The 26,896-nt window shown below is 61.4% G+C and carries 21 protein-coding genes; 13 read left to right on the forward strand and 8 right to left on the reverse strand.

What is annotated here, in order from left to right; translation table 11 throughout:
• Window positions 1-690 precede the first annotated feature (690 nt).
• Window positions 691-1,965 carry an argininosuccinate synthase gene (locus Q0367_RS13190; RefSeq protein ID WP_297640379.1) on the forward strand — a complete coding sequence of 425 codons (1,275 nt, stop codon included), beginning with the start codon at window positions 691-693 and terminating at the stop codon, window positions 1,963-1,965.
• Between the two features lie 110 nt (window positions 1,966-2,075).
• On the forward strand, window positions 2,076-3,299 hold the full coding sequence (gene argJ, locus Q0367_RS13195) for a bifunctional glutamate N-acetyltransferase/amino-acid acetyltransferase ArgJ (RefSeq protein ID WP_298982756.1): 1,224 nt from the start codon (window positions 2,076-2,078) through the stop codon (window positions 3,297-3,299).
• Window positions 3,300-3,426: 127 nt separating this feature from the next.
• Here the strand turns inward: argJ and Q0367_RS13200 are convergent, their stop codons facing one another.
• Complete coding sequence (locus Q0367_RS13200; RefSeq protein WP_297640382.1) at window positions 3,427-3,696, reverse strand: PIN domain-containing protein; 270 nt, start codon at window positions 3,694-3,696, stop codon at window positions 3,427-3,429.
• Window positions 3,697-3,829: 133 nt separating this feature from the next.
• On the opposite strand from Q0367_RS13200, the gene Q0367_RS13205 reads away from it, so the two are divergent.
• The 6 genes from Q0367_RS13205 (at window position 3,830) to pheT (ending at window position 11,915) form a co-directional block, all read left to right on the forward strand.
• Window positions 3,830-4,381 (forward strand): hypothetical protein, encoded by a 552-nt coding sequence (locus Q0367_RS13205; RefSeq protein ID WP_297640384.1) that lies wholly within the window; start codon window positions 3,830-3,832, stop codon window positions 4,379-4,381.
• A gap of 43 nt (window positions 4,382-4,424) precedes the next feature.
• Window positions 4,425-5,963, forward strand: a complete 1,539-nt coding sequence (locus Q0367_RS13210; protein WP_297640385.1) for a hypothetical protein — start codon at window positions 4,425-4,427, stop codon at window positions 5,961-5,963.
• Window positions 5,953-7,857, forward strand: a complete 1,905-nt coding sequence (locus tag Q0367_RS13215; RefSeq protein WP_298982759.1) for a hypothetical protein — start codon at window positions 5,953-5,955, stop codon at window positions 7,855-7,857. Before Q0367_RS13210 ends, Q0367_RS13215 begins: the two co-directional genes overlap by 11 nt.
• A gap of 101 nt (window positions 7,858-7,958) precedes the next feature.
• Window positions 7,959-8,624: a carbonate dehydratase gene (gene can / locus Q0367_RS13220; RefSeq protein ID WP_298982761.1), complete on the forward strand. Its 666-nt coding sequence runs from the start codon at window positions 7,959-7,961 to the stop codon at window positions 8,622-8,624.
• A 69-nt stretch (window positions 8,625-8,693) separates the two neighbouring features.
• Window positions 8,694-9,320, forward strand: a complete 627-nt coding sequence (locus Q0367_RS13225; protein WP_297640390.1) for an NUDIX hydrolase — start codon at window positions 8,694-8,696, stop codon at window positions 9,318-9,320.
• Window positions 9,321-9,344: 24 nt separating this feature from the next.
• Window positions 9,345-11,915, forward strand: coding sequence for a phenylalanine--tRNA ligase subunit beta (gene pheT, locus Q0367_RS13230; protein ID WP_298982763.1), 2,571 nt, complete (start codon window positions 9,345-9,347; stop codon window positions 11,913-11,915).
• A 97-nt stretch (window positions 11,916-12,012) separates the two neighbouring features.
• Here pheT and Q0367_RS13235 read toward each other — a convergent pair whose 3' ends face one another.
• A complete protein-coding gene (locus Q0367_RS13235) occupies window positions 12,013-12,885 on the reverse strand; it encodes a nucleoside hydrolase (RefSeq protein ID WP_298982765.1) in 873 nt (290 codons plus the stop codon).
• A 288-nt stretch (window positions 12,886-13,173) separates the two neighbouring features.
• Here Q0367_RS13235 and Q0367_RS13240 point away from each other — a divergent pair, with 288 nt between their 5' ends.
• Window positions 13,174-15,111, forward strand: a complete 1,938-nt coding sequence (locus tag Q0367_RS13240) for a PQQ-dependent sugar dehydrogenase (protein WP_298982768.1) — start codon at window positions 13,174-13,176, stop codon at window positions 15,109-15,111.
• A 119-nt stretch (window positions 15,112-15,230) separates the two neighbouring features.
• Complete coding sequence (locus Q0367_RS13245; RefSeq protein ID WP_297629505.1) at window positions 15,231-16,010, forward strand: sugar phosphate isomerase/epimerase; 780 nt, start codon at window positions 15,231-15,233, stop codon at window positions 16,008-16,010.
• A gap of 11 nt (window positions 16,011-16,021) precedes the next feature.
• Here Q0367_RS13245 and Q0367_RS13250 read toward each other — a convergent pair whose 3' ends face one another.
• A complete protein-coding gene (locus Q0367_RS13250; RefSeq protein WP_298982772.1) occupies window positions 16,022-16,552 on the reverse strand; it encodes a cytochrome P450 in 531 nt (176 codons plus the stop codon).
• A 127-nt stretch (window positions 16,553-16,679) separates the two neighbouring features.
• Here Q0367_RS13250 and Q0367_RS13255 point away from each other — a divergent pair, with 127 nt between their 5' ends.
• Both Q0367_RS13255 and Q0367_RS13260 read left to right on the forward strand, forming a co-directional pair.
• Window positions 16,680-17,789 (forward strand): Gfo/Idh/MocA family protein, encoded by a 1,110-nt coding sequence (locus Q0367_RS13255; protein WP_297629512.1) that lies wholly within the window; start codon window positions 16,680-16,682, stop codon window positions 17,787-17,789.
• Between the two features lie 253 nt (window positions 17,790-18,042).
• Window positions 18,043-18,318, forward strand: a complete 276-nt coding sequence (locus tag Q0367_RS13260) for a GlsB/YeaQ/YmgE family stress response membrane protein (RefSeq protein WP_297629514.1) — start codon at window positions 18,043-18,045, stop codon at window positions 18,316-18,318.
• 87 nt (window positions 18,319-18,405) lie between these two features.
• Here Q0367_RS13260 and Q0367_RS13265 read toward each other — a convergent pair whose 3' ends face one another.
• The 5 genes from Q0367_RS13265 to Q0367_RS13285 all read right to left on the reverse strand — a co-directional run bounded on the left by Q0367_RS13265 (window position 18,406) and on the right by Q0367_RS13285 (window position 24,277).
• The gene (locus Q0367_RS13265; protein ID WP_297629516.1) at window positions 18,406-19,464 is read right to left on the reverse strand and encodes an Mrp/NBP35 family ATP-binding protein; all 1,059 of its coding nucleotides are present in this window, start codon (window positions 19,462-19,464) and stop codon (window positions 18,406-18,408) included.
• 170 nt (window positions 19,465-19,634) lie between these two features.
• A complete protein-coding gene (locus Q0367_RS13270; RefSeq protein WP_297629519.1) occupies window positions 19,635-20,318 on the reverse strand; it encodes a response regulator transcription factor in 684 nt (227 codons plus the stop codon).
• Window positions 20,315-21,793, reverse strand: a complete 1,479-nt coding sequence (locus tag Q0367_RS13275; RefSeq protein WP_297629521.1) for a HAMP domain-containing protein — start codon at window positions 21,791-21,793, stop codon at window positions 20,315-20,317. The genes Q0367_RS13270 and Q0367_RS13275 overlap by 4 nt, the downstream gene beginning before the upstream one ends.
• The gene (gene phnD / locus Q0367_RS13280) at window positions 21,793-22,749 is read right to left on the reverse strand and encodes a phosphate/phosphite/phosphonate ABC transporter substrate-binding protein (RefSeq protein WP_297629523.1); all 957 of its coding nucleotides are present in this window, start codon (window positions 22,747-22,749) and stop codon (window positions 21,793-21,795) included. Before phnD ends, Q0367_RS13275 begins: the two co-directional genes overlap by 1 nt.
• Window positions 22,750-22,777: 28 nt before the next feature.
• On the reverse strand, window positions 22,778-24,277 hold the full coding sequence (locus Q0367_RS13285; RefSeq protein WP_297629525.1) for a glutaredoxin domain-containing protein: 1,500 nt from the start codon (window positions 24,275-24,277) through the stop codon (window positions 22,778-22,780).
• Between the two features lie 353 nt (window positions 24,278-24,630).
• Here Q0367_RS13285 and Q0367_RS13290 point away from each other — a divergent pair, with 353 nt between their 5' ends.
• Window positions 24,631-26,673, forward strand: coding sequence for a (Fe-S)-binding protein (locus Q0367_RS13290; RefSeq protein ID WP_297629527.1), 2,043 nt, complete (start codon window positions 24,631-24,633; stop codon window positions 26,671-26,673).
• Window positions 26,674-26,896: the final 223 nt, after the last annotated feature.

Raw genomic sequence — 26,896 nt, forward strand, 5'->3', positions numbered from 1 at the left:
AATAGTTCGGCCAAAATTTATACCAAATATTTATTTTGGTATAAAAAAGAACGCACTCTGCTGGTGCGATGTTTAAGAGTAGGATGCCACCGCAGCTGCGGCTCGCAGCCGCACCTCCTCGACAGCCCACAAGGCCTCGGGAAATCCAAGGAAGCGCAGTAGGCCCTCACCCCCCGCCCCCCTCTCCCAATGTTGGGAGAGGGGGAGAAGGAAGCGTCGCAGCTGCGGCTCGCAGCCGCACATCCTCGACAGCCTACAAAGTCTTGGGGAATGCGAAGAAGCGCTGCTACGAGCAGCGCCTACCGGTTGACAGAATTCTTCGGGAAATTCCATCCAGCTTCCTCAAGGTTGCATTCTACGCACAGGTGTCCTCGAACTGCGCAACATGAATCTATAAGACAATTCAGTCCATTTCCAATTTTCCCTCTCCAATCCCTATCCGTTATACTATGCGCATGATGGTTGTGCTGCGTTTGAGGAGGAAGTCCGCCGGATGCGGACGCACATCTGCAAGCTGAGGCGCTGTCGAACGACAGCGCCGGCAATGCAGCCTGAGCGCAGAGCACGTCGCCGCATCCCACGCCACGCCGGAAGACCGGGTGGCGTTTTTTGTTTGACTTTGTTTTGAACATGGTCTGTTTGAACCTTATTTTGGCATCGTTTTGTCCATGATTAGAAAGGGTCGCCCAAATGTCCGCGAAAGCTGCGAAACCGCCTGTCAAAAAATGTGTGCTCGCCTATTCCGGCGGGCTGGACACCAGCATTATCGTTCCCTGGCTGCGCAACAACTACCACTGCGAAGTTATCGCCTTCTGCGCCAACCTGGGTCAGGCCGAAGAGCTGGAGGGGTTGGAGGAAAAGGCGTTGGCCTCTGGCGCGAGCAAGGTCTACATTGAAGACCTGCGGCTGGAGTTTCTCACCGACTATGTGTTTCCTACGATGCAGGCGGGCGCCATCTACGAGCGCGATTATCTGCTCGGCACCTCCATGGCGCGCCCCTTGATCGCTAAGAAGCTGGTCGAAATCGCCGAGCTGGAAGGCGCCGACGCCGTCGCCCACGGCGCCACCGGCAAGGGCAACGATCAGGTGCGCTTCGAGCTGACGGTGATGGCGCTCAACCCAAAGCTGCGCATCATCGCACCCTGGCGCGAGTGGACGATCCGCGGTCGCCGCGATGCGCTCGACTACGCCGCCGAACACAACGTGCCGGTCAAGGCGACCATGGAGCGCATCTACAGCCAGGATAAAAACCTCTGGCATCTGAGCAACGAAGGCGGCCCGCTGGAGGACCCATGGAACGAGCCTCCCAAGGACATGTTCGAGTGGACGGTCGATCCCACCGATGCGCCGGACGAGCCGGAGTACGTGGAGATTTATTTCCGACGAGGCATCCCGGAGCGCGTCAACGGGGTGGCGCATGGTCCGGTCGGCATCGTGCAGACGCTGAACGAGATCGGCGCGCGCCATGGCATCGGTCGCGTCGATCTCGTCGAAAATCGGCTGGTCGGCATGAAGAGCCGCGGCGTCTACGAAACGCCGGGCGGCACGCTGCTCTACAAAGCGCACGCCGCATTGGAGCAGCTCTGTCTGGATAAAGAGACTCTCCACTTCAAGCAAATCGTCGGCCTCAAGTTCGCCGAGCTGGTTTACAACGGCCAGTGGTTCACGCCCCTGCGCGAGGCGTTGACGCAGTTCGTCAACTACACCGAACAGAACATCACCGGCACGGTGCGGCTCAAGCTCTACAAGGGCAACGTCATCCTCGCCGGACGCAAAAGCCCGTACAGCCTCTATCGCGAGGATTACGTCACCTTCGATCAGGACGACGTCTACAACCAGGCCGACGCCGAAGGCTTTATCAAGCTCTTTGGTCTGCCGCTCAAGGTGGCCGCCATGTTGCGCGTGCAGGGTCCGGGGATGTCAGAGTTTGAGGAGATCGACTACGAGGATTTCAAACGGGATTAAGAGGTCGCCGACCTCGGCGGGCGTCTTCCAGGAAGCTTTGGAGCTTCCTGGAAGATGGCGACGACTTTCGTTCCTACGTCTCCTCTCTCCACTCTCACAAGGAGCAAGCCATGACCTACATCGTCAAGGGCTTCGACGCAGGCGCCATCGCCGCCGGCATCAAAAAGTCCGGCGCGCTCGATCTGGCGCTGGTGGCGAGCCGCATTCCCTGCCGGGCCGCAGCCGTTTTTACGCAGAACCGCTTTCCGGCTGCACCCGTCATTTATGACCGCCAGCTTCTCGCCTTCAATCCGGATGCAATTCACGCCGTGCTGATCAACGCAGGGTGCGCCAATGCGTGCACCGGCCCGCAAGGCGTCGCCAACGCGCGCATCTGCGCCGAACAGACCGCATTGCGCCTCGGCGCGCACGAGCACTCGGTCTTCGTCATGAGCACAGGCGTCATCGGCGTGCAGTTGCCCATGGACAAAATGCTTGCCGGCATTCCCAGAGTCGTCGAGGCGCTGCGTCCAGACGGCTGGCCTCTCGCCGCCGAGGCAATCATGACCACGGACACGCGGCCCAAGCTGACGATGCGACAGGTTCCATTGGGTGACGTCACGGCCACCATCGTGGGCATCGCCAAAGGCGCCGGCATGATCCACCCCAACATGGCGACCATGCTCTCCGTCATCGCCACCGACGCCTTCATCGCGCAGCCGCTGCTGCAACAGGCATTGAAAGAGGCGGTGGACGTCAGCTTCAACTGCATCTCGATCGACGGCGACACCAGCACCAACGACACCGTCCTCCTGCTTGCCAACGGTCTGGCCGACAACGAGGAGATCGTCAGCTCCACCGGCGCAAGCTATGTCGCATTCACGGCGGCGCTGACCGATCTGTGCACGGAGCTGGCGCAGGCGATCGTGCGCGACGGCGAGGGCGCCACGCGTTTCGTCACCGTGCGCGTGCAGGGGGCCGCCAGCGATGCAGAGGCGCATCAGGCGGCCAACGCCATCGCCACCAGCCCGCTGGTTAAGACGGCCTTCTTCGGCGGCGACGCCAACTGGGGGCGCATCCTGGCGGCGGTCGGACGCGCCGGCGTGCAGGTGGTTCCCGAACGATGCAATCTATTCATCAACGGAGGGCCGGACGCAGCCTCGCGGAAAGGCGAGCTCCAGCTGGTGGCGGGCGGCGTGCCTCTTGACTATCGCGAGGAGGAAGCTGGCGCCATTTTCGCCCAGCCAGAGATCGACGTGCGCGTGGAGCTGGGCCTCGGTCAGGGGGCTGCAACGGTGTGGACTTCTGACCTGAGCTACGACTACGTGCGCATCAACGGCGATTACCGAACGTAGCGCACTCTTCAAACGCGCCAAGACTTACGCTCGCAAACCGCACCTTTGCGCCGGTTTCGATCTGCGTCCAGAACCGGTCAGCAGCCCAAACCGGCGCATCGTGCTGAACGCCCAGCGCCGGACAGGCTCAATCTGCGAGCGAGAGCGTTTTGTGGGTCAACCACAATCTGGCGGCCCGTTCGGCCAAAGTCGAGTCGAATGCCACAATTACGAGACCAAGCGCCTCCATCGCCTCGCGTAGGTCGGCAATGTCCACCCCGTGCGCCAGGGATTTTTGCAACACCTCCGCCCAGTTCACGCTCGACATAGCGCTTCCCGATAAAACTTCTTTGACCGCAGCGGCTCCTGGCTCATCCTGCAGCCATGCGAGCAAGGCGGAGACGTCGAGAACCCGCATTTATCATTTCAATCCATCTTATGGGATCAGGAAAACAGTCGAGGCATGCATGTCGCGTGTGGACAGAACGCTTTCTCTCCGGAAAACAGGGGGAAAGCTTGGCGTTTTGTCCCCCTTGATGCACAATTGAAGTATGGCTGAGAAATTACGCATTTTTGTCGCTGCAACCCAAGACCTGGAGGCAATGCGCAGCGTGATCGGCAAAGCGATCGCCGAACTGCCCGTGCAGGTGGAGATCGAAATCCGCCGCTCGCCGCCGCTGCTGCCCACCGTCGACGAAATTTTCGAACGCATCGCCAACTGCGACCGGGTCTATTTCTTGCTCGGCAACGACATCACCGCACCAGCCGGACTGGAATGGGCATTGGCCTGGCGGTTGGAGCGACCTATTCTGCCGTTGCGCCACAGCCCCAAGCCGACGCCCGCTGCGCAGGAGTTTCAGCGCCTCTCGCCGCTGCCGTGGCTCGATTTTCACACCGCCACCGAGCTGGCGCGCCTCGTCTCGCTCGACGTCGCCCGCCTACTTCATCACCCCGCCAACCGCTATGGGTTGACGCTCTCCGAGTTGGAGCGTCTGGAGGGTTACATCAAGCGGCTGGATCAGGTTCAGGCGGAGGTGGAGAAAGAGCCCACCGGCGCCGAAGGGGGCGGCGTCCTGATCGACAGCCGGTCGGCTGAAGCGTGATCAATTCAAGCCTTCTTTCAACGCCATGCTATAATCCTACCCCATGAATTGGAGCGAGCAGGTTCCGGTGCGCGCGGGCTTCTGGGCGGTGCTGCTGCTAGGAGCGTTCGCATGGGCGCCCGCGCTCTATCCGGGTTACTGGCAGGGATGGGAAGGTTTCGCCCCTGTCTATCAGAGCGTGTCGCCGACCTCGCTGGCGACTGTGGCGACGACCCCTGATCTCTGGCGCGGCGTAGGCGGCGGCGCGTATCTGATCGCACAACCGCTTCTGCGCATCGGCCTCGATCCTGTGCTGGCGATCCGCATCACCTTTATCCTCGCCTTTGTGCTGGGAGGAACAGGCGTCTACGCATGGCTGGCAAACCGGCTGGGCGATCGGGGCGCCGGGTTGGCCGGCCTGGCCTACATGCTTTCACCGATCTTCCTGGGAACTGTCTACGTGCGCGGCAGCGTGAGCGACGCCATGATTCTGGCGCTTGCGCCGCTGGCGCTGGCCGGCCTGGCCAGCTATCGAGACCGTCGTTCGCTGGTCGGCGCGGCTGTCGCCGTGCTCAGCGTGCTCTGGATGTGGCGCATCCAGGCTGGGTTGGCCGCGGCCGTCACCGTCGTTCTGCTCCTCTATGCTTTGCTTGTGGAGCGCGACAGACTGGTCGCACTGATTATGCTGGCGAGCGGCGCCGCCGGCCTGGTTGGGGTGCTGCCTCTGTGGGACATTTCATCTTCCTCCCCGGTTGCGTTCAGCGAGCACTTTGCAGCGCTCCATCTCTTGCTCGATCCCGGCGCCGGGCTGCTCACCAACGCATGGGGGGCGCAGCATCCCTATCAACCCGGTTTCGTCGCCTTGCTCACGAGCGTGCTGGCGGTCTGGGTCATGGCGACGCGCTGGGGCGAAGTGGCCGCGCCGTTGCGTCGGCTGATCGGCTTCAGCCTCGGCGCAGGGCTTGTCGCCGGCTTTCTGTCCTTGAGCGCAAGCGAGGCGCTCTGGCGGCTGAGCGGAGCCGAACGCCTCTTCACCTATCCCTGGCAAACCATGGTGACGGTGGCGCCCCTGTTGGTGGCCCCACTGGCCGCCCTGCCGCTGCTGCTGACGGAGATAGAGCGACCGGCGTACTGGAGCGCAATGGTCGCCCTCATCGTTCTGGCCGGCCTCGGCGCGACGACGCCCGCCTATACGCAGGTGCAGATCGCAGTTCGGCCCGTAGCCATCTTCGGCGACAATCAGCTTCTGGTGCTCGGTGCAACGCTGCACGAGCAGGAGGACCCTCCTGCTGCGACGCTGGAAGTCGCCTGGCAGCCGCTGCGTCCGCTCCCTTTCGATTACAATATCTTCTTCCAGGCGATCGTGGAGGATGAACAAGGCGCCAGGGTGGCGGCGCAACTCGATGCGCAGCCGCTGGGCGAGGAGCGGCCGGCGACTCGCTGGCGTCCAGGAGAGGTGCTGACAAACAGCTATCGCCTTGACCTGTCGGGGGCGCCGCCGGGTCGGCGGCTGATCTATTACTTTGGCTTTTACGATTGGCGCGACGGCGCGCGCCTGCCGCTCGTCGGCGGCGACGATAAACTGGTGTTGTATGGGAGATAAGTGGTTGGAAGGGGACGCGGCTGAGGCGCGCGCAGCGGAGAAACATCATCTAGAGATTTTCGATGGTGGAATCTCGCACCCTCCGCTGTGGCGCGATGCGCTCTTCTGGCTGGCCGTTGGGTTCACGATCTTCGCCGTGGCGCCTTTCCTGCTGCCCGGCTATTTCTGGGGCGCCAACGACGCGCGTCACCATGTCTACTTCTTGTTTGAATACGACCGGCTCGTGCAGGATGGCATCTGGTGGCCGCGTTGGAGCCCCGACTTCGCCTTCGGGTATGGCTATCCCTTTTTCAACATCTACGGCCCCTTCAGCCATTTTCTCGGCGAGCTGTTTCACTATTTTCTGGGCTTTGACTTTACCGACGCCGTCGAGGCGGTTTTTGTCCTCAGCATTGTCGCCAGCGCCGGCGCCATGTACGCCTTTGTGCGCTCCTGGCTGGGGCGACCGGCGGCGTTGCTGGCGGCGCTGGCCTACACTTATGCTCCCTATCACCTGCTCAACCTCTACGTGCGCGCCAATTTGGCGGAGAGCATGGCTTTCGTCTGGCTGCCGCTTTGCCTGTGGACGGCGCGACAGGCGGTGGTGCGCCCGGCCTACCGCTGGATCGTCGGCCTGGCGGTGAGCTACGCCGGCCTGATGGTCACGAGCAACCTGGTGATCGTCCTCTTCACGCCGTTGCTGGCAGGCTATGTCCTGCTGCTGGCGCTGCTCTATGCGCAGCCAGGGGCTAAAGGAGGATGGGCGAAGGTGCGCGCGTGGCTGCGCGCGCTGGCGGCCCCCGCGCTGGGCGGCGCGGCGGGGCTTGGCCTGAGCGCCGCCTTCTGGCTGCCCGCCTTTACAGAACGACAATATGTGCGCGTCGACCAGTGGTTCGACGGCCGCTACGCCTATCGCGGCCATTTCGTCGAGTGGCATCAATTTTTCAGCCCGGCCTGGGGATTCGGCGCCAGCGTTCCGGGGCCGGATGATACGATCAGTTTTCAAATTGGCGCGGCGCTGGTCGTCTTCGGCGCACTTGGCGTGCTTTTCACGTGGAAAACGCTGGAGCGAGCGCGCTGGGAAGTTCTCTTTTTCATCGTCGGCGCTGTATTCGGTCTTTTCGTCGCCAGCGTCTCCGGCGCACGGCTATGGGAGCTTCCCGTCGTGGGCGGTGTGCTGCAGGCTGCGCAATTCCCCTGGCGGTGGCTGGTGATCACGACATTGTGCGTCAGTCTGCTCGCTGCCCTGGTCGGACATCGGTCGATCGTGGCGGAAATGCAACGTTTGTCGTTGCCGCTGTTGACGCTCGCCAGCCTGCTGATTCTCGCCAGCTATCCGTACCTGCGCGTCGAAATCCGCGAACCGGCCGAAGGCCCGGTGAGCCTGGCGGCCCTGATGCGTTTTCAACAGTCCGCCGATGAAATGACGGGCAGCACGGCCTGGGTCAAGGAGATTCCAACCTGGAGCCCAATGGCCGACTATTACATCAGCCAGGAGCAGGCAGGGGGGCCGGTTCGGCCGGTCGATACGAAGCTCGATTATTCGATTTTTGACTATGAGACATTTGGCGCCAGCTCGGTGGCGCACAGTACAATCAGCGAGGAAGTTTTCTACTACAACGGTCGAGAGACGCCGCAACGGCTTGTCTTCAACCACTTTTACTATCCGGGCTGGAACGCCTACCTGCTCGACGGCGAGCATGGACAACGCATCCAACAGATTCCGGTTGTTCCGGAAGAGACCGGAACGCTGGGACGCATGACGGTCGAAGTCCCGCCCGGCAGCGGCTATCTTCTGCTCATCTATGAGGACACCCCGCCGCGCATCGTCGGCGGCGTTCTTTCGATCGTCACAATAAGTTTGCTGGCGATCGGCGGTGCAATTTCCATCATCATGCAGCGTCGTCGAAAATAATCCATCGACGCAGAAGCGTCATATTTGCATAGCGAGTATAAAGATTTGCATAGCGAGTATAAAGAAAAAAGCAAAAAAGTAGAAGCTGGAGTTTTAAGACGATGAATCCCTTGCAAAGTCTGTTCGATGGCAATCGAGCCTGGGTGCAGGAAATAAAGGCGCAGGATCAAACGTTCTTTGAGCGCCTGGCCGAACAACAGACGCCGGAATATCTGTGGATTGGCTGCGCCGACAGCCGCGTGCCGGCCACGCAGATCACCGGCATGTTGCCGGGGTCGCTCTTCGTGCATCGCAACGTGGCGAATCTGGTGGTCCACACCGATTTGAACTGCCTCGCCGTCATGCAATACGCAGTTGATGTGCTCCAGGTGAAGCATATTGTCATCTGCGGTCATTATGGGTGTGGCGGCGTCAAGGCGGCGTTGATGCATAGCCGCCTGGGTTTGATCGATAACTGGATTCAACACATTCAAGATGTCGCAGAAATCCATGCCGCCTACCTTGCGAGCGTGCAGGACGAGCACATTCGCTTCGATCGACTTTGCGAGCTGAACGTTATCGAACAGGTGCGCAACGCCTGCTCCACCTCCGTCGTGCAAGGGGCATGGGAACGAGGGCAACCTCTGTCGGTGCACGGCGTGATCTACGATTTAAAGGAGGGACTGTTGCACGGGCTAAATATCACGGTGACAACACCTGAAACGCTGAACGATATCTATAAGGCCGCCGTAGCGGCTGTCCATCGTCGTAACGCAGACAATCGCTAAACCGTTCTGGAGCAGAGAATTTTTTGTAAGCCCGCCCTGATCCCGCCACAACCGCCAGGAGCAACCACTATGGCGCCGCCAGATGCATCGCAATTTGTTGACGCTCGTTATTCCATCGTTTCCGAAGAGGAAATTCGAGCGCTCGCTGCGCGGTACGGTGAGCCGGTGCGACGCAGCTACATCTTGCAGGCCGATGAGTACATCCGCCGCAACCGCTGGCGGACGGACAGCGATCGCCGCGCTGAAGTGGTGTTCGCCATCACCGATCCGTCCGGGCGCATCTTGTTGCACGCCAAGGCGCATTACCCCAGCCACATCTATCGCGTCCTCTCCGGCGGCGTCGGCTGGAATGAGTCGGTCGAAGCGGCGTTGTTGCGCGAGACAGCGGAGGAGACCAATCTGCCGGTGACGGTCGAGCGTTTCCTGGGCGTGATCGCCTATGAGTTTCATTATCAGAACGAAATTGCCCATTTCGCAAGTTACGTCTTTCACCTGAGCACCGATTTTTCCGAGCCGGTCTGCGTGCGCGACAATGAGATTTCGGCGTTTCGCAAAGTGCTGCCCGGTCAACTGCTGGAAGTGAGCAACGAGCTGCGCAACCTGATCGGCGAGCGTCGCGGTTGGGGGCAGTGGCGGGCGCTGGCGGTGGAGCTGGTCTACGAGTTGTTGGTCAAGAAGAATAAGGACTTGCTATAAAAATCGTTTGAGGAGTGAGCACGCATGTTGGCGCCGTTGTCCTGGTTGAAAGAATACGTCGATATCACGCTGCCTGTCGAAGCGTTGGCGGAGCGGTTGACGCTGGCCGGGCTGGCGGTGGACGCCATCCATCGCATCGGCGACTGGTGGGACCCGGAGACGATCGTGGTCGGCCAGGTGGTGGCCGTCCTGCCTCATCCGGACGCCGACCGGCTGGTGTTGGTCGACGTCGACTACGGGGGCGATGCGCCGCAGCGCGTGGTCACGGGCGCGCCGAACCTGTTTCAGTTCCGCGGGGTGGAGACGCTGCCGACGCTCAAGGTGGCCTTTGCGCGCGCCGGCGCCGTGCTGGTTGACGCTTACAGCGAAGAGCGACCGCGGCCCAAAAAGAAGCTCAAACCCACCAAAATTCGCGGCGTCGAGTCGGCGGGCATGGTCTGCTCGGAGCGAGAGCTGGGCCTGAGCGAAGAACACGAAGGCATTCTCCTCCTGCCAGAAGATGCGCCGGTGGGGACGCCGCTGCGCGACTATCTGGGCGACCTCGTTCTGGAGTTCGATTTCACGCCCGACATGGCGCGGGCCTTGAGCATGATCGGCGTCGCTCGCGAGATCGGCGCGCTCACCGAGGCGCGCCTGCATCTGCCGCCGGACGTCTTCCCCGCCGAAGGCGAGGATCGCGTGGAAGAGTACGTCGCCGTGCGCATCGAAGAGCCGACGCTCTGCAATCGCTACACCGGCGTCGTCATCCGCGATGTGACGGTCGGCCCCTCTCCGAAATGGATGCAGGATCGGCTGATCAAAGCAGGAATGCGGCCGATCAACAACATCGTGGACATCACCAACTACGTCATGTTGGAATATGGCCAGCCCTTGCACGCCTTCGACTACGACGTTCTGGTGCGCCGGGCGCAGCTGGCCGGCGAGCGCATCCCCACCATCATCGTGCGTCGCGCCAACGACGGGGAGAAGTTCGTCACGCTGGACGACGTCGAGCGCACGCTCGACAGTGAAATGTTGATGATCGCCGACGCGCTGGGCTCCATCGCCATCGCAGGCGTGATGGGCGGTCAGGAGAGCGAAGTGAGCGACAAAACGCGCAACATCTTGCTCGAGTCCGCCACGTTCGAAGGCATCAACAATCGTCGCACCAGCCAAAAGCTCAAACTCTTCAGCGCCGCCAGCTATCGCTTTACGCGCGGAGTGCCGGCGACGCTCAACGACATCGCCGCGCGTCGCGCCGCCGACCTGATGCGCCGCTACGCTGGCGGGCGCATCGTCCCCGGCTTGGTCGACGCCTATCCGGTTCCTCAGCGCCCGGTCGTCGTCTATACGACGGAAAGCGACCTGCAGCGCATCCTCGGCATGCCGGTGACGCTCGAACAGGCCGGCGAGGCGCTGCGCCGTCTCGATTTCAGCGTGCGTCGGGTCGCCGAACCTGACCCGAATGCACAGCCGGAAGCCACCTTTGCCTTGCACCGCCGACCAGGGGAGCCGCTGCTCGAATGCACCGTCCCCTGGCACCGGCTCGACGTGACGATCCCCGCCGACCTGATCGAGGAAACGGCGCGCATCCTCGGCTATGAGAGCGTGCCGCTGACGTTGATGGAGGATGCGCTGCCGACGCAGCATCGCAACGAGGTGATCGAAACCGAGGAACGGATCCGCGACATCCTGATCGGCTGCGGTCTCCAGGACACCATCAACTACGCGCTCACTTCGCCGGAAAATCACGTCCGGCTCAGCTTGACCTATGCGCCGCTGCACGCTTCCGCCGACGGCGCCTTTATCGAGCTGGCCAATCCCATCGCAGCCGAACGCCGCGTGATGCGCCGTTCCCTGCTGGTCAGCGCGCTGGAAAGCCTGCAATACAACCTGCGTTACGCCGATCGCCTGGCCATGTTCGAGATCGGACGCGTCTACCTGCCCGAGCTGGGCGACGGCGTGCTCCCTTATGAAGATCGCCGCTTGAGCCTGGTGATGGTGGGCCCTCGTCAGCCGCAGGATTTCTATGCGACGAGCCGCGAGGAGATGGACTTTTTCGATCTCAAGGGCGTGCTTGAAACCTTGCTGGAGCGGCTTGGCTTTAAGCGGGAAGCCGTGGAGTATCGTCCGCTGCACAACGTCGGCGCTTTCGGCCCGCGCTGCGCGGAGGTGGTGATCGACGGCGAGATCGCCGGCCTCTTCGGCGAGGTGCACCCGCAGGTGCGCGCGGCTTTTGACTTGCCCGCCGTGCGCGTCAACGCAGCGGAGCTGCGCATCGAGCGCCTGCTGCGCCCTCACTGGCGCTTCGACCCGGTGCCGCCCATCAGCCCCTATCCGCCTGTGGTGGAGGATCTCGCCTTCATCGTAGACGAGGCCGTCCCTGTGCGCGCGGTCGAGAACGCCATCCGCGCTGCGGGCGGCGCGCTGCTCACCGATGTAGCGCTCTTCGACCTATACCGCGGCGAGCCGCTGCCGCCTGGAGCCAAATCACTGGCCTTCCGCCTGACCTACCAGAGCCAGGAGGCCAGCCTGCGCGACGCCGACGTCGCCAAATTGCGCGAGCGCATCATTCGCCGCGTCGAACGCGAGGTCGGCGGCAAGCTGCGCGGATAAAAAAGAAAGGTCGCCTCGACCAGCTCCTCTCATTTGCGATCGCGCCGTCGACGCCGCCGATCCACCGACCTGGGTCGGCGGCGTCGCTGCAAAAAATCTACGAACCGGTGACCGCAAAATATTCCTCAAAAAAGCGATCTGGATCGACCGTCGCCGCCACTTCGTGGGGGCCGCCCGCCTGCGGGGTGAAATGCGTCAACCCGGCGAGCCGGGGGCTGGCAAGCTCCACCTCTACGATTCCTCGCTCGTACGTGCAGATGCGCTCATCGAAGATCGTCGCCGCCGCCAGGGGATCGTGGAAGACGATCTCCGGTCGCTCCTGAAACCAGACTTCCGCCATATCGAGCACAGGCCGCAGCAGGGGCGTTTGAAAGCGCCGGCGCACCTCGGCGGCATCCATTCGCACCTGCAACGTCACATCAAGGCCGACGGAGCGGTGGAGCGGAGGGCGCGCGTTGTAGACGACGGCGGCGGCGTGCGGATCGTTGAGCGCGTTCCATTCCAGGCGAACGCCGGCGTCGTTGCGACCAAAAGAGCCGATCATCATGTAGAGCGCCCTGAGCAGACGCGGAATCTCCGGGTCAAGCGTGAAGAGGAGGGCGATGTTCGTCAGCGGCCCGATCGTCAGCAGCGTCACTTCGCCGGGATGGCTGCGGATGACGTCGCGCAGAAAGCCGATGGCGCGGCCGACGGGAAAGCTCCTTTCATGCGGCCAGCGCTCGAGCGCAACCGCCTGCGGCGCGTGCGGTTGGCGCATGGGCGCAAGCAACGGCCGCGGCGCGCCGGGGAAAATAGGAACCTCGCGGCCGGCGGCCTTGCAAAGGGCGCTGGCGAGCATGGCGCGACGCTCCGGCTCACCGGTGACGGTGGTGATTCCAAGCAGCTCGCATTCGGGTTTCGCCAGCAAATAGGCGAGGCAGATGGCGTCGTCGATGTCACTGCCGATGTCGGTGTCGAGAAGCACTTTCATGATGGCTCCTAAATCAGCGTTGCAGAGGATAAAAAGCGCAATTTGAAAAGCGTAGAGACCTCTCCGCAAGAGCGTATCATGAAATCGGATGGAAAGCGAATAGCAATCGTCGCCTCTTTGCTCGATGCTTTCGTTCCGGATCGATTCCGTTTTGCACCTGCACGCGTAGCGCACAATCCCCTGTCGAAATTCCTCGGTTCGCGCCAAAAGGTCTACAATGTAGCGTATATGTAGATCGCGTTCCAACAGACAGCGCAATTCCACAGCATTGAGCAAAAGGAGGTCCTGTTGTCGACAGCTCTGAAACGATTCAATGGCGGCGCGCGGGCTGCGTTGACGACTCTGCTTCTCATCAGCATTCTGCTTCCGCCAGTTGCACAGCCTGTGCGGGCGCAGGGAGGCTTCAATCTGCCCGACGGCTTTGTTCAGGAAGAAGTGGTGGTGGGTTTAAAACTGCCAACCAGTTTTGCGATTGCGCCTGACGGTCGCATTTTCATCGCCGAAAAGGCGGGCAGGGTGCGCGTCTTCCACAAAGGCGAGCTTCTTGCTGAGCCGTTCATCGACATTTCCGGTGAAGTCAACGACTATGGAAGTCGCGGACTCTTAGGGATCGCCGTCGATCCCGCCTGGCCGAGACGTCCCTACGTCTATCTGGCCTTCGTGTACGATCCGCCGGAGATTAAGGATCGCAACAAAAGCGGCGCCCGCGTCTCACGCGTGGTGCGGTTGACCGCTGACAGCAAGGACCTGAATAAGGCGCTGCCGGACAGCGGCGTTGTGCTGGTGGGCAAGAATAGCATCGCCCGCTACGTCGGCAACCCGGATCAGGGCGACGCCGAGCCGTTCTCCTGCCTGGATGAAAACAAACGACCCGTGCGCGATTGCATCGCCAATGAAGGGGATGCGCACACGGTCAACATGGTCACCTTTGGTCCTGACGGCGCGCTCTATGTGGCGGTGGGCGACGGGATCGTCAACAGCAGGGGCAACCCCCGCGCGTTGGACATCGACAGCCTCAACGGCAAGATTTTGCGCGTCGATCCGGACACCGGCAAAGGGCTGCGCTCCAACCCCTTCTTTGACGGCGACCCGGACAGCAACCGCTCCAAGGTCTTCGCCCTGGGGTTGCGCAATCCGTTCCGCATCACCGTCGACCCGCGCAACGGTCGCGTCATCATCGGAGAGGTGGGCAATCAGAAGTGGGAAGAGATCAACATTGCAGAGCCGGGCGCCAACTTCGGCTGGCCCTGCTACGAAGGCCCGGAGGAGGCCGCCTCTTACGCGGATTGCAGGCCCTACCGGAGCGGAGAGCTGGCGGTCGTAGCGCCGACCTTCGCCTACACCCACACGGCGCAACCGGCGCGCGGCGCTGCCATCGGCGGCGATCTCTATCTGGGGCGCACCTTCCCGCCTATGTACCGGGGCGCATACTTCTATCACGACTACAACGGCGGCGTCACCAACTTTTTGACGTTCAACGCCGACGGCAGCGTCACCGACCATGAGTTCGCCACCAACATGCCCGGCATCGTGCAGATGACGGCGACGAACGACTCGCTGTACGCGCTGTCAATCGTGTTGGGCGGCCTCTACCGCATCCGCTACACAGGCGCAGCGACTCGCCCAACAGCGGCGACCGCCACTCCCCGGGCCACGCTACGCGCAACGCCTGCTCGGGGTGAGGAAGCCGGCGCCCCAACCGCCACGCCGACGCCTGCGCGTTCTTCCGGTGCAGCCGCCGGCAAACGCATCCGGGCGGAGGTATGGAAAGACGTCTCCGGAAGCGACATCGACGCTTTCTTGAAGACGCCGCAATTCCGGAACGAAGCGCCCACGATCGTCGAGCTGGATCGGCTGGCCTTCCCGCGCGGCAGCGGCGTCAACTACGGAGTGCGCATCCGCGGCTATCTCGTCCCGCCCGAAAGCGGCGACTATCGTTTCTTCATCTCCGCCGACGATCGCGGCGCGTTGTCCTTGAGCAAAGACGCCAATCCTGCCAACAAGGTTGTGATCGCTTACACGCCGGACTGGACCAACGCCGAAGTCTACGACAAATTCCCGGAGCAGGCGTCCGGCCCGATTGCGCTCAAGGCGGGCCAGCGCTACTACTTCGAGGTGCTCTACAAACAGGGCGACGGCAAGGACAACCTCTTCGTCGCCTGGGAGCGGCCGGGAGGCGGGATCGAGGTGATTGCGGCAAGTTACGTCGAACCGTTCAACGAATGACGTTTTACTCTTTAATTTACTCTTCAACGCAGAGGCGCGGAGAGCGCAGAGTTTCTCTCAACAGGGATCTCGGCCTCTCCGCCTCTGCAGTCAAACGCAATTGAACGAAAGGATCGTCCATGCGCTACAGTTTATGCTCCTACAGTTTGCATCGCACCGTCGAGGCCGGGAAGATGGATCTCTTCGGGTATTTCAACTTCTGCAAGGAGGCGGGCTACACCCAGCTTGACCCCTGGAACGTGCACCTGCAACGCGCGTACGACGACAACGGTTTCCTCGCCGAGGTCAAAGCGGCGGCGCAAGAGACCGGCCTGCCGATGGGATGCATCGCAGTCGATGGCGCACACATCTTCGAGCCGAGCGCGGAGGCGCGCGAGGAAAACCGCAGACGCCGCTATCGCTGGCTGGAGATCGCCCACGAACTTGGCGCCGAGCAACTGCGCATCGACGCCGGCGGTCGCGAACAAACGTTGGAGGAAATCTTCGACATTGTCGTCGAGGGCTACCAAGACATCATCGCCCGCGCTCGGCCTCTGAACGTCGAGATTCTGATCGAGAACCACTGGGGGCCGACCAACCATCCCGACGCCATGCATCGCCTGTTTGCGGCCGTCCCGGAGCTGGGGCTGCTCTTCGACTCTTACAACTGGCCCAAAGGGACGCATGAACAGGCGTGGCGGGAATGCGGCAAGTACGCCCGCCTCACCCATTTCAAAACCTTTTCGTTCGACGCCGAGGGCAACGAGCCGGAGTGGGATCTGCCGCGGCTGGTGAGGCTGCTGCAGGAAGCGGGCTACCAGGGCGCCTGGGGCGTCGAGAGCACGCCCTACGATGGCGACGAGATCGGCGCGGCGCGCAAGTCCATCGCCCTGCTGAAGCGCATCCTGGGCGACGACTAGCGCCGCCGCAGTCACCGGCCGGCCTTGTTGAGACGAGGGGGATCCCATGCCACCGGCAGCGCCAGCAGCCCACGAAAAAGCGGCAGCAGCCGCCATCGCAGCTGCTCCACGTCCGTCGCCAGTCGCAGGCCGGGCAGACGGCGCAGCAGCGCGTTGAGCGCAATCTCCCCTTCGAGGCGGGCAAGCGAAGCGCCGAGACAGTAATGCGCACCGTGTCCAAACCCCAGATGGCGCTGAGGATTGCGGTGGATGTCGAAACGATCGGCGTCGAGAAATTGGCGCTCGTCGCGATTGGCGCTGCCTACGACGGCGATGATCAGGTCGCCGCGCCGAAGCTGTCTGCCGGCAAGCGTGACATCGCGGGCGACAAAGCGGGTGATCGTGCGTTCGACCGGCCCTTCGTAGCGGAGCACTTCCTCGATCATGGCGAGAGTGAGGGCAGGATTGCGGCGCACTGCGGCGAGTTGATCGGGATGAAGCAGCAAGGTCAACACGGCGTTGCCGATCAGACCGACCGTCGTCTCATGGCCGGCCACGATCATTCTGCGAGGAGCGGCGCTTGTTTTGAAATGCGCAATAGCGCCGTCCGTCCCGCCGACATCGTCGCCACAGAAATCGATCGTAAAAAATCTATCTCAAACTCAATAACATTGTAAAAAAGGAGTGGATATGACCTCTTCAGATCGCGTGCGCGTCGGTGTGATCGGCGTCGGACAGATCGGCAAGCATCACATCGACAATTACGCCAAAATGCCCAACGTCGAGATCGTCGCCGTTGCGGACATCAACCAGGCCGAGGCGCAGCGCGTCGCCGCTGCATACGGCATTCCGCACGTCTACGCCAGCGCGCATGACCTGCTGGCCCGCGAGGACATTCAGGCCGTAGACGTCTGTTTGCATAACAACTATCACATGCCGGCGACGGTGGCGGCGCTGGAGGCCGGCAAGGACGTCTTCTGCGAAAAGCCGATGGCCGGCGCGTACGTGGATGCGCTGAAGATGTGGGAGACGGCGCAGCGCACGGGGCGCAAACTGGCGATTCAGTTCGTCACCATGTTCAATAGCGCCGCCAAGGCCGCCAAATATCTGATCGACGCCGGCCATTTGGGGCGCCTCTATCATGTGCGGTCGGTGGGGCATCGTCGGCGCGGCCGCCCCTTCGTCGATGGCTACGGCAGCCCAACCTTTGTGCAAAAGGAGCATTCGGCGGGCGGCGCGCTCTACGACATGGGCGTCTATCATATCGCCACTGCGCTCTGGCTGACCGGCAACCCTCGAGTGACGCGCATCACCGGCCGCACCTACCAGGAGATTGAAATGGACGCGCGGCGTCGGGAGATCAGCGGTTACAATGTGGAGGAATTGGGCGTCGGCTTCGTGCATTTCGAGAATGGTCTGACGATGGACATCATCGAGGCATGGGCTGCGCACATGGACAATCTCGGCTCCAGCCTGATCCTCGGCGACAAGGGTGGAGTGCGGCTCGATCCCTTCGGCTATTTTTTCAGCCTGGGCCATCTGGACTTCGACGCCACCGCCAATCTGAGCGCCTTTGAGTGGCGGCTCCACAATGTCGCCGAAGAGGGCGACGCCTACGACAGCCCGCAACAACACTGGATCGCTGCGCTGCAGGGGCGCGTGCCGCTCATTCCGTCGGCGGAGTGCGCGTTGAACACGATGTTGATTTCAGAGGGCATCTATCTTTCGGAGCGGCTAGGGCGTGAAGTGACGGCGGAGGAGGTGCTGGCGCACTCGGTCTCAACGGCGCGGCCGATTTGAAAGTGCGTGATTTGATCCGTTTTCGGGCGTATACAGTGCGAATGGGTCGGCAAATGTATACGCCCGAATGCCTTACGCTTTACGACAACTCTCCGTTGTCTCCTCTTTCGCCTCCATCTACAATTCTGGCTGAAACGCGCGGACAGGGGTGTATTGCGAAATTTGTCTACAGCCGGTCATCATGGAATGCTGCTCGACATTCTCCCTGGAAAAGATAGCGGTCGGACTCTACTACGGATGGAGCAAGGGTGCGATGGATCCTTTGATCAGTTTGGGGCTGATGCTGTGCATCGGGGCTGCAGCCGGTTGGTTTGCCAGCATCATTTTACACGGCGAAGGGCTCGGCATGGTTGGCAACGTTGTCGCCGGCATCGCCGGCGCGTACGTCGGGCGATGGTTGTTCGACTATTTGCGCATTCCGCCTATCTCCAACTGGAGCTACCTGGGGGAATTCATCTATGGCCTTGTCGGCGCTCTCGTCCTTCTTTTGATCTTCGGTCGCTTCTTTATCCACAAAAATCCTCTCTGAGTGGGGAGGGCGTTCCTCCCCACTCAGGGAGGAGCACCGACGCCTCAGCCTGCCGGCGTCGATAAGCTCTCTCACTTCATCCGATTTTCAAACGATCTTCAATTGCGGCTGCGGTGCAACGTTTTGCACGCTGATCTTGGCGGCTACGACGCGCGCAAAGTCTCGGAAAGCTTTGGCGGTTGGGCTGTCCGGCGCCAGCACGACGATCGGCTCTCCGCTGTCGCCGCCGATGCGCACCTGCGGGTCAAGAGGGATGCGCGCCAGAAAGTCAACATGCAGTTTCTTGGCAGCCTCCATGCCGCCGCCGCTGCCGAAAATCTCGCCGGACATATTCTCCACCACGCCCAGGATCGGCACCTCCAGGCGCTCGAAGGCTCTGGCCCCGCGCAGCGCGTCGCTCACCGACACTGCCTGGGGTCCGGTGACGATGATGCCGCCGGTGAGCGGCACGCTCTGCGCCAGGCTGAGCTGGGCGTCGCCCGTGCCCGGGGGCAGATCGACGATCAAATAATCCAGCTCGCCCCAGTTTACGTCGGTGAAGAGCTGCTGAATCGCTTTGTGGAGCATCGGCCCGCGCCAGACCACCGCCTCTCCTTCGGGCATCAAGAATCCCATGCTGATGACCTTCACGCCGTAGCGTTCAAAGGGCGTCAGTTTGTCATGTTCGATGCGAGGTCGGCCGGACAATCCAAACATCATCGGGATGTTGGGGCCGTAGATGTCGGCGTCCAGCACGCCAACTTTGGCGCCGTCGAGCGCCAGGCTGACGGCTAGATTGGTGCTGACCGTGCTCTTGCCGACGCCGCCCTTGCCGGACGCAACGGCGACGATGTTTTTCACAGGGATGTTGAGCCTGCCGATGATGCGGTGATCCTGGCGAACATCGGCTACAAAACGTACGTTGACCGTCGAGACGCCGGGCAACGCTTTGACCGCCGCAATCGCCTCTTGTTCGATCTGAGCGCGCAGTGGGCAGGCGGGCGTCGTCAGCACGATCGTGAAGCTGACCTCTCCGTCATGAATCGCGACGTCGCGAATCATGTTGAGCGTGACCAGGTCTTTGTGCAGCTCAGGCTCCTGCACCCTGCTGAGCGCCTGCATCACCGCGTCTTGCGTAACAGCGTTGTTCTTATTTTTGCCAAACATGTGGTGTTTCCTTTGCCGATGGCTCGAACCTCTGGACAAGCGGTTGCTCCGCGCATAAATATCAATTCGCTTCTCAAAGCGTAAGAGAATATGCGAAGTTTCTCGGTGACTTATATCACGAATCAGAACGCTGTTTCAATTCTCCACCTTTCAAAATTGGCGTTCCACACTCAATCGCCGCCGGCGTCGGTTTTCTGCAGAACCCCGACTTCCAGCGCAAAGCGCACCAGGGCCGTGCGCGTCTGCAATCCCAGCTTGTCCATCATTCGCGACTTATAGGTCTCCACAGTCTTGACGCTCAGGGAGAGCTGCTCGGCGATTTCGCTGTTGCGATATCCCAAAGCCACCAATCGGAAGACTTCCGCCTCGCGTTCGCTGAGCAGTTGAAAGCGTTTGGCCGCTTCAGAGAGTTCAGCGGCGACGGGTGCGCTCGCCGGAGGCGGCGTCGCCAACGCGCGCGCATGGGTGGGATGCAGATAGACGCCGCCCTGCCACACAGTCCGGATCGCCGTCAACAACTCTTTGCCCGCCGATTGTTTGAGCACATATCCGGCGGCGCCGTGCGCCATCGCCTGGCGCAGATACTGAGCGTCATCGTGCATGGTGAGGATGAGAACGCGACTCTTAGGCGCCTGGGTGCGAATCTGTTCGAGCGCTTCCAACCCGTTGAGGCAGGGCATGTTGATGTCGAGCAAGATGACATCCGGCTGCAGAAGCGCCGCCTGTCGCACCGCAGCGTAGCCGTCGCCGGCGGTGCCCACGACGTGCATATCGACTTCTGCATTCAGCATGGCCTCCAGGCCGGCCTGCAATACGGCGTGGTCATCGGCCACCAAAATGCGAATTTTACTCACAGAGGTATCTCCGCGTATACAGTCGTGCCATCCGAACTGCTTTCGATGTCGAGCGTTCCGCCCAGCAGCTCGGCGCGTTCGCTCATGCCGAAGATGCCGACGCTGCTCTGGCGTCGGCGCACGGCGTCTACATCGAAGCCAACGCCGTTGTCTTCAACAATCGCCTGTACGCTGCCGTTGCGCTGACCGATCAACACGCTGATGACCGTCGCCTTGCTGTGTCGGGCGGCATTGGTCATCGCCTCCTGCACAATGCGGTAAAGCGCCGTCTCGGTTGGGGTGGGCAGTCGGCTGGGAAGGGCGCAATGAAGGTCAACCTGCACCCCAGGATAGGCGCGCGCAAATTCAGACGCATAGCGCTCCAGCGCCGCCGCCAGACCAAGGTCATCAAGCAGGCTGGGGCGCAGCTCGCGACTGAGCGTGCGCACCTGCTCTAAGGTTTCCCCTGCGATTGCACAAAGCTCGTCGAAGCGCTCTTCCTGCTGAGCGACGTCGCTGCGCTGCAAGGTGCGAATGCCCACCATTAGCGAGGTAAGCACCTGACCTACGCCATCGTGAAGCTCTCGCGCAATGCGCTTGCGCTCCTCCTCTTGAGCCGTGATCAGCTTTTTGAGCAACATATGGCGCGCCTGTTCCTTCTCGGCAATTGCGCGCTGGCTGGCTTCCAGCTCGGCCACCATTTGATTAAACGCATTGGCCAGCGTGCCGATTTCATCCTCGGCCCAGTGCGGCGCACGCGCCTGCAAATCGCCGCGTCCAACCGCCTGCGTTGTCCTGACAAGGTCCAGGATGGGCCGCGTGAGCAACCAGGTCAAGATCATCGCAGCGACGATGCCGGCCATCGCCACCGCCAGCGTAGTCAACAGCATCTGACCGGTGACGGCGTCGATGACGGCTTGCAGCCTTTTTTCCGTGAGCCCGAGGCGAACAACGCCGGCTTTTCCGTCCATGATAGGGGCAATCATCTCGTGGACCACCCCCTCGTTGCTGTTGTAGACCCAGTGACGGATGGCGCCGTGCATATTATAGCTCGCCTCTATCGCCTGAGAATTCAATAAAGCCGCCGGGAATCCCTCATCGCCAAAGGTGTGCGCCAGCACCTCTCCACGAGAATTGAGGACGAAAGCGTACAATGCATCCGGATGGTTGAGCACAGTTTCCCGCAACAACTGATGAAGCGCGTAAGTGTCGTTCAGCAGGATAGGGTCGATGCTTCGACTGGCCAGATCGCTGGCGACGGAGACGCCGCGGTTCTCCAGTTCATCGGCGAAGACGTGCGTCATCACCGCGCGCACCTGCCATGTCACCGCCAGACCTAACATGGTGGTCAACGCCAACACCATGCCCAGAATCTTTGTGCGGACATTAACTCCGCCGGCGATCCGCCAGATCTTCTCCGCCCAGAGGTTCAGGCGGCGAGATGGAAAGGATGCCATGGCCGAGACGCCGTCCGTCGAAACGTTCGATGCACTCATCACCGGATTCCCGTGGCCTGAACGAGCCTGCGCACGCCGTCGTAGGCGGCGTCCTCGATCTCGATGAAACGATCGACGCCTAAATTACGCAGCACGATCTGTCCTTCAGCCTCTTCATGCATGGTGAGCAACAGCTCGCGCAACAGCGCCTTCTGCCGCGGCGGAAGCGTTGGCGGCACAACCACCGGGGGAATGCCGAACGCCTCGGATTTGTGAATGATGCGGAGACGCTCTGACATCCCGGGCTCTCGCTGCAGCGCATAGTCCAGCACTAGACTGTCGACGGCCGCCCCATCGGCGACGCCATTGGCGACTGCTTCGATGGCGCGATCGTGGCTGTACGTATAGAACGTGCGCCGGAAGAAGGTTTCCGGCGTCTCTCCCAGCTGTTGCACCAGATACGTCGGATAAATGTGACCGGTGAAACTCATCGGATCGGTGAAGGCGAAAACTTTCCCGCGCAGATCCGCCATGGTTTGGGCGGGGCTGTTGGCAGGAACGATCAGTTGCGAGTAGTAGACCGATTCGCCGCCGATCTCCGGAGCCAACAGCAGCTCCATGCCAAATTTTTCAGCGCCCACCACATAGGAGTTCGTGCAGATAAAGGCGAGTTCAACCTCTCCTCGTTCCACCAATTCGTTGAATTCGGCGTAGGTGCGCCGCTGCACCAGGTCCACCGGGCGTCCCAACTTTCGCGACAGATACTCGGCCAACGCGCTGTAACTCGTCATCGTTCCCTGGGGCGAGAGGATGGCGGCGACGCCCATGCGCAGATGGGCGACTTCCGCCGGCGCAGCGACCGGCAAAGGCGTGCGCTCTTGCAGATCGATGAACGGCGCTGCATGGGTGGTCAGGCCAGGTGAACATCCACTCAGCCCTGTTGCGGCGAGGAGCAGCCATCCAACGATAAGCCATCCAACAATAAATAGGGTGCGAGGGCGCGGCGAACGTTTCATAGATTGCTGCAATTATCTATCAAATCGATCAATGAGCTGCCTTGCGATGTTTCTTCTGCTCTCGCCCTGACTCTCGTCTGTGCGCGCGAAATCGTTGTCGGCCTGTCAGGTCTTCATTGCCGATGACGATTCCCATCGCCGGCAACACCCGACGATGGAGCAACAAAATCAGCAGCGAGGCGCCAAAGGCGGCGAGGAAGACCCACATGGCGGCGGTCAGGCTGCTCATCAGGGACGGATCGAGCAAAATGACCAGCGCCAGCGCCAGCATCAGCATGCCGCTGATCAATTTGAGGATGCGGCCATGTTTCTCTTCCAGCTTGCTGGCGCGCAACCCAATCACTGCGCTGACGAAGATGACGATCTCGTCGAGCTGATAGATGAGCATGTACAGCAAGAGCAACAGCAGAAACGCGCCGGTGGTCACCCCCTGCGTGATAAGCAAGTTTGTCCAGAGCACCGGAAAACCTGCAGTGCATGAAAACTCCACCAGCGACGCCCCTGCGGACATCACAATCGTGGCGCCGATCAGCGCCGGCATCGAATCGCCGGCCGCCAGCACGCGACGCATGCTGCGGTACAGGCCGGGCTTCTTTTCATCGGCGATGGTGAAAGAGATTCCCTCTTTGTACCAGAAGTAATCTTTGACGCTCACCAGTGCAAAGAAAAGCGCCACGAGCGCCACGACGCCCTGAATCCAGGGCACCCAATCCAGCACGGTGAACATGGTGAACAAGCCGGCGATGAAAAGCACGTAGACGAGCGAGGTCACGGTCAGGAAGACGAAACCGATAATGAACACCTTCTTGCGCGAGCCGGTGTGAATGGTCAACGCCAGCAGGACGGACAGCACCCAGAGCGAGCAGGGGTTGATGCCATCCACGAAGGCGATCAGCGCGGTGCTGAAAAGCAACGAGTGCGCGCCCAGGTCGACTGCCCCGAGCAGAGGCAAGGTGATGACGCTGGAGGACAGCGCCGGCGCCTCAGCGACCGGCGTTTCCGGCTCGGCTGCACCCTGCTCGCCGGCGGCGGAGGCTGCTGCGTCGAGTTGCGCGTTTTCAGCTGCGTTCACCGTGACCGGAGCCGTTGGCGTAGGCAACGGCGCTACAATGCCGGCGCCGGGGTCTGGGCAGCCATTGGCAATGCAAAACGCCACGTAGGCTTCAATCTCACGGGCGTAAGGCTCTTCGGCGTAGCCGATCCAGTAGCGGTCGCCGATGAAGAATGTGGGCACGGCGCTCGGTTCAAAGCCGAATCTGGCCGCCATCTGAATAAACGGCGCGCGATTCTCCGGATGCTTCCACACCTCGTAGTCACGCACGATGACGCCGGGATATTTTTCTTTTAGTTCGGCCAGAAAAGGTTTGGCCGCTGCGCAGTGTGGGCATCCGTCGCCCCAAAAGAAGTAGATAATCACCGGCTCAATCTGCTGCTCGGCAGGCCCGGCATAAGCTGAAGGGACCGGCGCCAGGGCCGCCGCCGACAGACCGATCAGCGCTACGACTGACAGCAACGCAAATCGTTTCATTCCACTCACCTCCGAAGAATCAGAAAGCGTCTGGCAGGGAACGACCCTGTGCCGCTCATCGCCTTTCTTACAAAGCAGAACGCCCGCCAGGCCTGCTTCAACGAATTCATTATTGCGCCACAACGCTCTGATTGCATGGGGCGTTTGTCCCTGCTTTGTCCCATCCGGGTGGGGCAGGGTTCACGCCGGTTGAGAGGAATAAGGTCACTTGCCGTCCTCGAAGAGAAAGCGTATGATTGGGCCGTCGCCTCACAATTCAACGCGGCGGCAACGACGCCAAAACGGAAAGACGTTATATCCACAAAGCAAAGCCAACCGCATCTTTCCCTCACCGCAGCGTAGAAAGGGCGTTTATGTTAACCCTGATCGAAAAAATTCTGTTTCTCATCGCTGTTGGAGCGTCGCTCTACTTCGCCGGGGCAGGATTCTACAAGGTGTATCAAGTCGTGATGCGCGGAACGGGCGAGAAGCCGACGCTGGGCGACATGGCGGCGCGCTTCTGGTACGCCGTCTCCACCTGGATCACAACGCGGCCGATCTGGAAGACGCGGCCCTGGAGCAGCCTGTTCCACATCCTGATCTCCCTGGGCTTCGTCTTTTATTTTCTGGTCAACTTTGGCGACGTCGTCGAGGGGCTCTTTCCGGTGACCTTTTTGGGCCACACCCTGGTCGGCAACCTGTATCGATTCCTGGCCGACCTGGCGACAATCAGCGTGTTGGTCGGCGTGGTGTATTTCATCGTGCGTCGCTTCATCTACAATGACAAAGCGTTGAGCTATCACGACAACATCAAACTGGTCGAGAGCGTCCAACAAGGAGCCATCCGCCGCGACTCGTTGATCGTGGCCCTGTTCATCCTCTTCCATGTCGGCTTCCGTTTGGTGGGCAACAGCTTCAAGGTCTCGCTGGAGGGCGGCGATCCCTGGCAGCCTTTCAGCACGGCGCTGGCGCAGGCGTGGGCGGGCTGGAGCGTGGGGGCGCGCACAGTGGGCGAGCACGTCGGCTGGTGGCTGGCGATCGGCCTGATCCTGGCCTTCCTGCCCTACTTCCCCTACACCAAGCACATCCACCTGATCATGTCAGGCGTCAACTTCCTGACCAAGCCCAAACGCACCTCGCTCGGCGCCATCGAACCGATCGATTTCGAGGATGAAAGCCAGGAGATCTTCGGCGTCAACAAGATCGAGCAACTCCCCTGGACGCATCTGGTGGACGCCTACGCGTGCATCATGTGCAACCGCTGCCAGGACGTATGCCCCGCCTACGTCACCGGCAAAGAGCTGTCGCCGTCGGCGCTGGAAATCAACAAGCGCTACTACATCAACGAACACCTCGATGCGCTGGCGAGCGGCAAGGAGTCGGAGCAGGCGCTGCTCGACTACGCCATCTCTGAATCGGCGGTGTGGGCGTGCACCGCCTGCGGCGCGTGCGTGGAGATTTGCCCGGTCGGCAACGAACCGATGTTCGACATTCTCTACATCCGTCGCTACCAGATGCTGATGGAAAATTCCTTCCCAGATGAGCTGAAGCAGGCCTACCGCGGCATGGAGCGCAACGGCAATCCCTGGAACATCAGCGCCCGCGACCGCATGAAGTGGGCCAGCGGGCTCGAGGCGCCGACGGTGGACGAGAATCCTGACTTCGACCTGCTGTGGTGGGTGGGCTGCGCCCCCAGCTATGACCCGCGCGCACAGGAGACGGCGCGCGCCTTTGCCAAAGTGCTCAACGCAGCAGGCGTCAACTTCGCCGTGCTCGGCGAGATGGAGCGTTGCACCGGCGACGCCGCCCGTCGCTCCGGCAACGAGGCGCTCTTCTACGAACTTGCGCAGAGCAACATCGAGACGCTCAATGAAGCGATGGGTGAACGCAAGCGGCGCATCGTCACCACCTGTCCACACTGCCTGCAGACGTTGGGCAAGGAATACAGCCAGTATGGCGGCGCATTTGAGGTGATCCATCACACGCAGCTCCTCTCTGAACTCACGGCTGCCAAAAAGATCAGCGTCCAGCGCGCGCAGGACGTCGACATGATCACCTTCCACGACCCCTGCTATCTGGGTCGTCATAACGGCGTCGTCGATGAGCCGCGCAATCTACTGCTCGAGGCCAACGCCTTCCTGATCGAGATGCCGCGACACGGCAAGCAATCCTTCTGCTGCGGCGCCGGCGGCGCGCAGATGTGGAAAGAGGAAGAGCACGGGACTGCGGCAGTCAATGTGACGCGCTATCAAGAGGCGGCGGCCACCGGCGCCAAAACCATCGCCGTAGGATGCCCCTTCTGCCTGACCATGATGACGGACGCCTCTAAACAGGCCGAACAGAAGTTGAAGGTGAAAGACCTCGCCGAGATTCTCGCCGAGCGGCTGGAGGTCGAGAAGGCGGGGGCGAGAGATTGAGAGCGGGAGAGATTGAGAGCGGGAGAGGGGGAGAGCGGGAGAGGGGGAGAGGGGGAGAGATTGGAGGGGCTGGAGATTGCGCAGCGGCGCACTGCACTGTGCGGAAGGCTGCCCATCTCCAGTCCTCGATTTCCCCGGCCCTTCCTCTTCAGAAACTGCTGCTCCTTTTAAAGCCTCCACAAAAGTAAGCGCAGGTTGAAATGGGGAGCATTTCTCCTCAAAA

The sequence above is a fragment of the uncultured Caldilinea sp. genome, from assembly GCF_937128415.1.
Taxonomy (GTDB): domain Bacteria; phylum Chloroflexota; class Anaerolineae; order Caldilineales; family Caldilineaceae; genus Caldilinea.